The organism is Pseudoalteromonas sp. P1-9, assembly GCF_001399975.1.
Lineage (GTDB): Bacteria > Pseudomonadota > Gammaproteobacteria > Enterobacterales > Alteromonadaceae > Pseudoalteromonas.
In genome coordinates this window covers 1-9,498 of the sequence record NZ_LKBD01000065.1, presented here as the reverse complement: position 1 = coordinate 9,498, position 9,498 = coordinate 1, and the positions used below count along the sequence as shown (strand labels likewise).

The window sequence follows — 9,498 nt, the reverse complement described above, 5'->3', positions numbered from 1 at the left end:
TATATTCTTATATTCTGTTTAGACTTTGTGCAGAAGGGGAGGCTTTGCCTTTTTCTGTGTGTATAAAAAGGCAAAAAGCAAGACGCGACCCCAATGATTTACTCTACAGTTCTTCAAACTCAGCAACAATAGGTAAATTTGGTACTTCAGCCTCTAAATTATTTAATAAAACAATTTTATCGCTAACTAGTCCTTTAAATTCTTTTGAGGTTATTAGGTCGCTCCAAAGTTGTGTAGCAATTAGTATTTTATTCACTCCACTACTACTGGCGAAAGGGATCAAATTACGCTTTTTTGTCTGATAATAATCCTGAGATAAGAAAAAAGGTGTATGAACAGACTTTCCATTAATTTGCGTAGCAAAAGATCGCCTTCCACACTCTGCGCATTCCCAACTTTGGTCAAAAATAGTAGGATAAGAAGCTCCTACTTTTCCTACAGCAGTTAGCAATTGATTTGCTATTAACTCAACGTATCCAGAGTCTTTATCTTCGAACAAAACTTTTCTGACTTCAAAGTTTTCCAAATCTCTCTTTGGCAACTTATTAATAAATTTTTCAGAATAAACTCTTAAGAACGCAAATGGAGAACGTACACTCGCAATATCAAGTGAAGGTAACTCTTTCAATTCGATTGGTTTATTATTTCTATTACCAAGAGGGTAACTGCACTTTTTACAACATCCGAACGTAAAATAATTATCCAGAGATATTTTCGAAAAAACTGACTCGTTGTACGAAATCGCCACATGCTCTTTTTTTTTGTCAACTATTTCGACTACAGCTTCGCCGTCTCCATATTTCTCTAAGAGTAATAATTGCATGGACTCAATTGCCAAGTCCAGATCATCCTCAACGACATTCACTGAGTCGTCTTCTACAAAAGATAACGTCACACCGTTTCTAGATTCTCTTTTTTCACAATACCAAATGTTATGTTCCATTATTTAATCTTTCCCAGCCAAAAATTTATCTCTATTAATCCGAACAAAAGTCGAGACTTTTCTTTTCCGTTTAAGTTCACACACCGAATCAATCAATTTTGCCGAATTGAATATATGTTTATAGAGTCTTTTTCGCCCTTTAATTGTTCTCGAAACACTCTCCCAATCCTCACTCTTGGTCCAATTTCCTTTTCCACCCAAGTCAGGGTCTTCTTTTAACATGACATCTAGGACTAAGTGAAACATTCTGTGCGTTTTAGCTGGTAAGAAAATTAGCTTTTGATCTTTAGCTCCACCAAAACTGATATTAATCGGATGGTGCCCTTGCAAACCGTCACCGATATATTGTTTTTCGATATAGGACACTCCTAGTTCACATAGAGCCGTTTTATAAATCGTTTTTTTGCCTTTTTTCGAGCATAATTGAATCCAAAGTATTTGCCCGATTGGCTAATAATTCCATTTGTTTGGATAGCTTGTTTTAATTCAACTAGCGTCATATACCCACTCGGATCAACGCCATTCACCGGATCCGCATGGGTATACAAATACTTATTCAGGGTAACAGGTTCGCCATCACGTCCCATCCACTCGTCTTGCTGAGTAAAGTGCCCAACTCCTTGGTCATAGTACCTGGCTCTTAGATAATACTGGTCTAAATCACCGTCAAACTGTTCACCTGTGTAAAGGTAATTGTTGTCCGTTGTGCCTGTTTGGTTTTGTAACTCACCAAAGGCTAAATAACCTGAGCTGCGTATAAGAAATTGAACTAAATGCCCTTGTGGTGATCAGATCTTTCGACCAAGAAACATAAGATTACCAAGGCAAGGGCATGAATAACTTAGATGCAATTTACGTAGATGTCGATGATTTTTGTTTATTGTTTGAACCTCAATGGCTTGAGCACCTAATATCAACAAATGAAAAGCAACGCATTAAGCCATCCCGCCTATCTTCTAGCGAAGTTATGACAATATTGATTGCTTTTCATCAATCAGGTTATCGCGACTTTAAAACTTACTACACCAAATTTGTTTGCCAGTATTGGCGACATTATTTTCCTGATTTAGTCAGTTATACGCGTATGTTGAAGTTGTTACGGGCTACGTTGCCCGCTCTGTGTAGCTATTTAAAACAGCACTTTGATAAGCCAACGGGTATAGCATTTATTGATTCCACTTCACTAAAGGTTTGTCACAATATGCGTATTCCCCGCCACCAAGTTTTCGCAGACGAAGCCAAGCGAGGAAAAGGAACAATGGGCTGGTTTTATGGCTTTAAACTCCACCTCATCATGAATGACGAAGGTGGTTTATTAGCAGTAAAAGTGACGGCAGGGAATGTTGATGATAGGAAGCCTGTGTTAGACATGGTCGAAAATGTTACAGGTAGTTTATATGCTGACAAAGGCTATGTGTCTGCAAGCCTAAAAGCGGAGCTTGCCGAGCAAGGCATTGATTTTATTACAGGTCAAAGAAGTAATATGAAACGTCAACCAATATCATCTTGGGATAGCGCTATGCTATCCAAGCGTTTCATTATTGAGACAGTTTTCGACCAGCTAAAAAACATGGCTCAAATAGATCATACAAGGCATCGAAGCTGCATCTCATTTATGGTTAATTTAATGACTGGATTAATTGCCTATACTTTTCAGGTTAAAAAGCCGAGCATAAAAGTGACTCGGCTTTAATTCTTATACAGATCTGAGGTTACTTAGCTATAACTTGCTCAGATATCAGATGGTGAAAATGGCACAGACAAAACAAGGAATATATGCAAAACATCTTAGCTTTACGACGTGTGCAATAAGTATTATCAACTTAATTCAAACGATGTTTATAGAGAATGCTGGGCGGATCCCCAAATTAATTGAGCGATTGCAAGCTCAAGTCGAACATCACATCTTACCGATAAAACGAGAACGCGCGTATCCGAGATGCGTTAAACCAAAACCCAGTAAATATCCCAATAAAAAATGCCAGTCCGTTGTTAACTGACTGGCATTAAGCAAATGCTGGCTTAATTTATTGCTCGTTTTGCTCGTCACTTGCTTCGGCTTTTTGTTCTTTTTGCTGCTTTACAATGGCAATGGTTTGCTCAATTTTTGGATCAGGTAACACCATGTGAACTAATGCCCCAAAAACATACGCGCCGGTTTTGCGTTTTTTTGCCCAACCAACCATTTTCCATAACAAAAACATTAAAAATGCCCAAACAAAAACCAGCACAAAAAGTGTGATTGCTTGTGTCATAACGTTTCCTTTTAAAATTTAAATTTAGTGACAAAGGACGCGTTATATATGGCTATAAGATTTGTTAAAGAGGTAGGTATCGCGCTTTAAAAAGCAAATAAAAGGGGGCACATAATCGTAACGTGTGGCAACAAATTGCAACAACCTTTTAAATACAAGTTTGGTAGTGAAAGTATAAGCTGTGTTTTTACGAATATATTTGTTGTGTGAAACCAACTTTGACGCGGCTTCACGTATTGCTGGTTGAGGCCGCGCTGAGATTAACGTGCGGGTTAGATTAAATGGCAGCAGCGCTGATATTACAACTAACAGCAGTAAGAGTGTTTTTATTATGTGTACGCTACGTTTATCCATATTCTTTTAATAAGGCCGTTTTTAAATAATTCAAATTGTTAAAGTTGAAAAATTTAAATACTGCAAAACTTTTAATTACCGCTCTGCAAATTACCTGTTAACTTAAACAAAAACCGCTTAGGAATAACAATGGATATAAATACGTGGGTTATGTACTTTTTGTCGGTGTTGTTGCTAACCTCATCACCGGGACCTAGCGCGTTATTTTGTATGACACGCGCGGTAAGTTCGGGCACACTCGGCGGTTTTATTGCTGCACTAGGCAGTTTACTTGCGATTACACTTATTCTTACGCTTTCATTTACCGGATTAGGCGTGCTTATCGCAACATCAGAGCTTGCGTTCACATTAGTAAAATATTTAGGCGCTGCATATTTGGTGTATTTGGGAGTTCAGTCGTTTCGCTCAAAAGCGGATAATTTAGCAAAAGTAGCAGCCAATTCATCAAACAAACGGTTGCTAACAAATAACTTTTTTCAGGGCTTTATTGTCGGTGCCAGTAACCCTAAAGCAATTGTCTTTTTCACTGCCCTGTTTCCACAATTCATCAATCCAAATGGTTCTTTGCTTAGTCAGTACAGTATCTTCGCCATTACCTTTATGTTGTTAGAATTAAGCTGGTTAATGTTTTACGTAGTGCTCGGGGTTAAATCGTCAAATTGGTTGTATCGCAATAACAGAATGCGTCTTTTTAACAGATTAACCGGCTCTGTGTTTATCAGCGCAGGCACCTTATTATCATTATCAAACCGCGGTTAGTGATATTTCTGTTTTGCGTTTGTGACTTTCTCTAGGTATCTGCGGGACTCTTGACGTGGGTGGTGATAGCGCAAACGTTGATACACCGCACTTGGGTTTTGTCGATTAATCAGTTTAACCGCGGTATCGCGATTGCTGTGATAGGTTTTTAACACATTGCCCGCACCACCGTTATAGGCTGAAATAACCGTATATTCTCGACTTTTTTTATTCACCACACCTTTTAGGTAACGGGTGTTTAAGATCTTTAAGTAAGCGGTGCCAATATCAATATTATAGTGTGGCTGCATAAGCTGTGCTTTGCTTGGCTGCCCAGTTTTTCCTTTTTCAAGTTTGAATACATCTCGCCCTGCAGTTGCAGGCATTATTTGCATTAAACCATACGCATTAGAGCGACTTACCGCATACGGATTAAACGCGCTCTCAGTTTCAATCACCGCATAAATAAGCGCAGCATCAATATTGTAACGTTCAGCTGCAGCTAACACCGCATTGCTGTACTTTAAATGACGCAAACGCTGATGTTCGTTAACAAGTTTAAAGCTCACAGAACTAAACTGACGGTTATCGTCGTGCTCTACCTTTGTATAATGATCCACCAGATAATTTGCGTAACGCCTAGCGCGCCATTCAAAGCGCACTAATTCGCCGTCATGGTCGCGAACTTGCGGATACAAAAATGGCTCACCACTTAGGTTGGGTGCATTACTTGAAAATATCTCAGTTGTTGACGGATCATCGGTTGTTAGCAGTGTTTCAAACACTGCCTGTGCCAGTTTTGAAGCTACCTTTTTTGTAGCAATGGTTTCTACTTTAACTGTGCCTTTTTCAAAATCGACAATGGCGCGCGCTTGGTAATTGTTTGAATACTTTACATAACGTTTATTACTTGGCAGCGAACTGTGTTTATTGCCCCAAATACGTTTAATGATGGTATCTAGCTCATCAAAAAGTTGCCTTATTCGGCGCGTATCCGTTTCGATAGCGGCTGTTGATTGTTCAACACCTTTGGCGATGGCAACAATATCATGGGGGTTTTGTTCTATTTGCTTAGAGAGTTTTTCCAGTGATCTTTGCGATTTTACATCGACGGTCGATTTACAACTTGCAACACTTAATAACAACCCAATTAATAGTAATCTGTGTTGCATGCCCTAACCTACGCCTTCGTAAACTTAAGGTTAGTGTAAAATAAAACACTTTAAAATCAATATAAAACATAACCAATTGCTAGCGCCAAGCGTGCTATCGCGTTGTCATTTATCTGAAAACTCGCTTTGTTACTTTACAGTTATATTGCCAAATTAGCGGTAACTTATGCCGAGTGTACGACTAAAAAGTGGCGTGCGCCTCCACTATGAAGACTACGGCGACCCAACACATCCCGCAGTTATTCTCATTATGGGTTTAGGTGCACAAATGACGGTTTGGCCAGATCCGTTCTATTACGGATTAGCACAAAAAGGGCTGAGGGTGATCCGATTTGATAATCGCGATGTGGGGCTTTCAAGTCATTTTGATCACTGTGGCAACCCTAACCTGCTAAAGATTTGGTTAACAAAGCCCTTCAATAAAGGAGCCTTAGCACCCTATACGCTTGATGATATGGCATATGATGTTGTTGGGCTGATGAAGGCACTTAAAATTAAAAAAGCCCATATAGTTGGTGCATCCATGGGCGGTATGATTGGGCAAATTATTGCTGCTAAACATAAAAAGAAAGTGCTTAGCCTCACCTCTATTATGTCTTCGTCTTACAATATTCCCCTTTCTAAACAAGGCTTAAAGGTGTTGTTTACACTCGCTAAACATCAACCCAAAAGCGTATGTAAAGATGCATTTATAAATTACACGGTAAAATTAAATCAGCTGATAGGCAGTCCTAATTTCCCGCAAAATGAGCAAGCGCTGTATCAACAAGCCAAACAGAATATAGAGCGCAGCCTCAACCCCAATGGCATAAAACGACAACTTGCTGCGATTGCGGCAAGCCAAAATCGCAAGCACTTATTAGCTGCGATCAAAGTGCCTACACTTGTTATTCACGGTGAGCACGACCCGGTTATTCCTATTAAAGCGGGCTATCAAACGGCGCAAGCAATCAAACGTTCAAAATTGAAATCCATCAATGGCATGGGACATGATTTTCCCCCTGAATTAATGACCAAATTAACCAAGTGGATATATAAACACGTGCAAAAGGCGCAAAAGCGCCATTTAAAAAAGCAAATGGCAAAGCAACATTTAGCCAACATTCAGAATTAGTGGTTGCCAATACCATTGGAAACGATAGAGTGAGTAACTACAAATCAAACAACGTAAATAACGACACATAAAACGCATCATGCATATAAAGCAGCCTATAAGAATTATTTTTGCACTACTTGCTATTTTGTTCAGTGTGCAGCTCGTAAATGCCATTAGCCAAGGCGCGGTATCGGGTTTAGGTATCTACCCCAGAACGCTAAACGGGTTAGCAGGAATTATCTTTGCGCCGTGGATCCATCACAGCTGGCAGCATTTATTATCGAACGCTGCTCCGCTCGCTGTGCTTGCATTTATTACATTACAACAAGGGTTAAAGCGCTTTTTATTAGTATACTTATTTATTTCAATTGTTGCTGGTAGCGCAGTATGGGTATTTGCCTTTGACGGTTACCACGCAGGTGCAAGTACCATGGTATTTGGCCTTATTGCGTATATTCTAAGCAATGCCATCTTTAGCCGAAATATTTTTAATCTGATCCTCGCGATTATCATCTGCTTTTTATACGCCGGTGTAATTTACTCGCTTACGCAATTTATTCCTGGTGTGAGTTGGAGCAGTCATTTCTTTGGTTTTATTGCCGGACTTATTGCGGGCAAAGTATTTAATAATGCCCCGAAAAATCACGCTTAACACACTGTTTATTAATGAAAACTTAATTATAAAAAAATAGATTGCAGCGCGCCTTGTTTTGCATAATAATTGCGCGCTTTTATCACCTTTCAGATAAATTCCAATTCGCATGTTTTTAAATCTAAAAACACTGCTGAAAGCACTAAAAGCATCACCCAAGGCGTGAAAATACAGCAACTAATACTTTAATGCTGCTTCTCCACCGGACTGTGCCAAACCTAACTTATAACGCGAATTGGTTAATTATGCTCACATCTAGTTTGGAGAATGAAATGAGTGATTTACTGGGTATTAGTTTGCTTATTCTATTTGGCGCGTTGTTCGCTATGTCGGAGATAGCCATTGCTGCCGCCCGTAAAATTAAGTTACGTGTTATGGCTGACGAAGGCAGTAAAAATGCTAATGCTGTGCTTAAGTTGCAAGAACAGCCTGGCGGGTTTTTTGCGATGATCCAAATCGCGTTAAACGCGATTGCCATTCTTGGCGGAATAATTGGCGAGCAAACCTTAACACCTTACACATCAGAGCTTGTTAGCCTAGTGTATACCGGTGATTTAGCCGGACAAATTAGCTTTTTGCTGTCATTTTTGATTATTACATCGCTGTTTATTTTGTTTGCTGATCTACTGCCAAAACGCATTGCCATGATTATGCCTGAAACGGTTGCGTTACGAGTGGTTAACCTAATGAATTGGTTAACACTTGCACTAACACCTTTTGTGATTTTATTTAATGGCATTAGCAATATTGTGCTGCGGATTTTTAAGTTACCGACTCAGCGAGAAGAAATCGTTACGACTGAAGACATTGTTGCGGTAATGGAAGCCGGTGCACAAGATGGTTCATTGCAACAGCAAGAGTATCGTTTAATTGGCAACGTATTTGAATTAGAAGCACGCACTTTGCCAACGGTTATGACAACGCGCGAATCGATTGTCTTTTTTGATATTAACGAAGATAGCGAGCGTATTTGTAGCAAAATTCTAGCTCATCCGCACAATCAGTTTTTAGTATGTGATGGCCAGTTAGATAAGCTTGTTGGCACAATTGAATCTAAAGTAATTCTTAAACAAATTCTTGAAACGGGTAAAGCACACCTTAATCCCGATATTTTAACTAAAGAGGTTGTTTACTTACCCGAAACCTTAACGCTATCGGAAGCGCTCAACGCGTTTAAATCGGCATCGACGCAATTTGCCGTGGTGGTAAATGAATACGCGTTAATCGTTGGCGTTGTCACTATTAAAGACTTAATGAGTTGTTTCATGGGGGATTTAGTGCAATTTGATGGTGAAGAGCAAATTGTTAAGCGCGACGCGAACTCGTGGCTTGTTGATGGTGCAACACCTATAGTTGATTTAATGAAGTTACTTAAGATTGATGAATTCCCTGATGAAAGTCAGTACGAAACAACAGCAGGGTTTATTATTTACATGATGAAGCGCATTCCAAAGCGCGCGGATTTTGTCACCCATGCAGGTTATAAATTTGAAGCAGTAGATATAGATGGCATTCGAGTCGATCAGCTGTTGATCACTCGTTTGCTTGATGAAACATTAATTGACCCTAAACCACAGCATCAAACTGATGCGAATACGTAATTAATACGGATAACAATTGGATATTATTAGCTATTTATCAATAAGCCCATTTCAATGGACAAAAGTTGGCGCTGCAATTTGTTGCGGCTTTATTATTGGCTTAGAACGTCAATTACGCGGCAAGCCTGTGGGTATTCGAACATCGGCCCTTATTGTGCTTGGTACTTATATGTTTATTGCTGCGTCAAACTCATTGAATAATGATGTCACTGATACATCGCGTATTATCGGACAAGTTGTCACTGGCGTTGGCTTTTTAGGTGCCGGCGTTATGCTTGCCAAAGACGGTATTGTGGTTGGAGTTACCTCTGCTGCAACTATTTGGGTACTCGCCGCAATAGGTGTTGCGATTGATATTTCGGGCGAACTAGGCGCAATTAAATTGAGTATTTTAGTGGTCGTTATTTTATACGGTGTAGACGTGCTAGAAGACTACTTTACCTCACTTACTCGCGGCGTTCATGCACGCTTTAATGGTTGGAAAAAACGCAATAAGTAGCGCATCAAGCGCTACTTACTCGCTAAAGCGTAAACATCTGTACTTTTAGCAACGTGACGAATTACGTTCAAAACAATAAATCTACCTTCGTAAAACACCTAGGGTCTGTTGACCTTTCAAGTTCGTTTTTGCAGCAGTTTGATTGGGTTTTATACAAGGCAGAGGCTGCGTGGCATAGTTATTCTATG

11 protein-coding genes are annotated in these 9,498 nt (G+C 39.6%); 6 read left to right on the top strand and 5 right to left on the bottom strand.

The window, feature by feature from the left end:
• Positions 1-103: 103 nt before the first annotated feature.
• Genes AN214_RS21115 through AN214_RS22345 form a run of 3 tightly spaced genes read right to left on the bottom strand, consistent with a single transcriptional unit; the run spans position 104 to position 1,701 of the window.
• Positions 104-943: a hypothetical protein gene (locus tag AN214_RS21115; protein ID WP_054981523.1), complete on the bottom strand. Its 840-nt coding sequence runs from the start codon at positions 941-943 to the stop codon at positions 104-106.
• A 3-nt stretch (positions 944-946) separates the two neighbouring features.
• Positions 947-1,309: a hypothetical protein gene (locus AN214_RS21110; RefSeq protein ID WP_054981522.1), complete on the bottom strand. Its 363-nt coding sequence runs from the start codon at positions 1,307-1,309 to the stop codon at positions 947-949.
• A 2-nt stretch (positions 1,310-1,311) separates the two neighbouring features.
• Complete coding sequence (locus tag AN214_RS22345; protein WP_082428658.1) at positions 1,312-1,701, bottom strand: RHS repeat-associated core domain-containing protein; 390 nt, start codon at positions 1,699-1,701, stop codon at positions 1,312-1,314.
• A 74-nt stretch (positions 1,702-1,775) separates the two neighbouring features.
• Here AN214_RS22345 and AN214_RS21100 point away from each other — a divergent pair, with 74 nt between their 5' ends.
• The gene (locus tag AN214_RS21100; protein ID WP_054981520.1) at positions 1,776-2,636 is read left to right on the top strand and encodes an IS982 family transposase; all 861 of its coding nucleotides are present in this window, start codon (positions 1,776-1,778) and stop codon (positions 2,634-2,636) included.
• A gap of 334 nt (positions 2,637-2,970) precedes the next feature.
• On the opposite strand, the gene AN214_RS21090 is transcribed toward AN214_RS21100, so the two are convergent.
• Positions 2,971-3,198 carry a hypothetical protein gene (locus AN214_RS21090; RefSeq protein ID WP_054981518.1) on the bottom strand — a complete coding sequence of 76 codons (228 nt, stop codon included), beginning with the start codon at positions 3,196-3,198 and terminating at the stop codon, positions 2,971-2,973.
• Between the two features lie 483 nt (positions 3,199-3,681).
• Between AN214_RS21090 and AN214_RS21080 the strand changes: the two genes are divergently transcribed.
• Complete coding sequence (locus AN214_RS21080; protein WP_054981516.1) at positions 3,682-4,311, top strand: LysE family translocator; 630 nt, start codon at positions 3,682-3,684, stop codon at positions 4,309-4,311.
• Here the strand turns inward: AN214_RS21080 and AN214_RS21075 are convergent.
• A complete protein-coding gene (locus AN214_RS21075; protein WP_054981515.1) occupies positions 4,308-5,462 on the bottom strand; it encodes a murein transglycosylase domain-containing protein in 1,155 nt (384 codons plus the stop codon). The two genes, AN214_RS21080 and AN214_RS21075, sit on opposite strands and share 4 nt — an antisense overlap.
• 166 nt (positions 5,463-5,628) lie before the next feature.
• Between AN214_RS21075 and AN214_RS21070 the strand changes: the two genes are divergently transcribed.
• From AN214_RS21070 to AN214_RS21055, 4 genes are all read left to right on the top strand, one after another.
• A complete protein-coding gene (locus AN214_RS21070; protein ID WP_054981514.1) occupies positions 5,629-6,576 on the top strand; it encodes an alpha/beta fold hydrolase in 948 nt (315 codons plus the stop codon).
• Positions 6,577-6,655: 79 nt separating this feature from the next.
• Positions 6,656-7,210, top strand: coding sequence for a rhomboid family intramembrane serine protease (locus tag AN214_RS21065; protein WP_054981513.1), 555 nt, complete (start codon positions 6,656-6,658; stop codon positions 7,208-7,210).
• 272 nt (positions 7,211-7,482) lie between these two features.
• A complete protein-coding gene (locus AN214_RS21060; protein ID WP_054981512.1) occupies positions 7,483-8,811 on the top strand; it encodes a hemolysin family protein in 1,329 nt (442 codons plus the stop codon).
• 16 nt (positions 8,812-8,827) lie between these two features.
• On the top strand, positions 8,828-9,310 hold the full coding sequence (locus AN214_RS21055; RefSeq protein ID WP_010559388.1) for an MgtC/SapB family protein: 483 nt from the start codon (positions 8,828-8,830) through the stop codon (positions 9,308-9,310).
• Positions 9,311-9,498 lie beyond the last annotated feature (188 nt).

What these genes read in the sequence shown, in the direction of transcription:
- AN214_RS21090 (WP_054981518.1), bottom strand. Translation starts at nt 3,198, where the DNA reads ATGACACAAGCAATCACACTTTTTGTGCTGGTTTTTGTTTGGGCATTT.
- AN214_RS21070 (WP_054981514.1), top strand. Translation starts at nt 5,629, where the DNA reads ATGCCGAGTGTACGACTAAAAAGTGGCGTGCGCCTCCACTATGAAGAC.
- AN214_RS21115 (WP_054981523.1), bottom strand. Translation starts at nt 943, where the DNA reads ATGGAACATAACATTTGGTATTGTGAAAAAAGAGAATCTAGAAACGGT.
- AN214_RS21080 (WP_054981516.1), top strand. Translation starts at nt 3,682, where the DNA reads ATGGATATAAATACGTGGGTTATGTACTTTTTGTCGGTGTTGTTGCTA.
- AN214_RS21060 (WP_054981512.1), top strand. Translation starts at nt 7,483, where the DNA reads ATGAGTGATTTACTGGGTATTAGTTTGCTTATTCTATTTGGCGCGTTG.
- AN214_RS21075 (WP_054981515.1), bottom strand. Translation starts at nt 5,462, where the DNA reads ATGCAACACAGATTACTATTAATTGGGTTGTTATTAAGTGTTGCAAGT.
- AN214_RS21065 (WP_054981513.1), top strand. Translation starts at nt 6,656, where the DNA reads ATGCATATAAAGCAGCCTATAAGAATTATTTTTGCACTACTTGCTATT.
- AN214_RS21100 (WP_054981520.1), top strand. Translation starts at nt 1,776, where the DNA reads ATGAATAACTTAGATGCAATTTACGTAGATGTCGATGATTTTTGTTTA.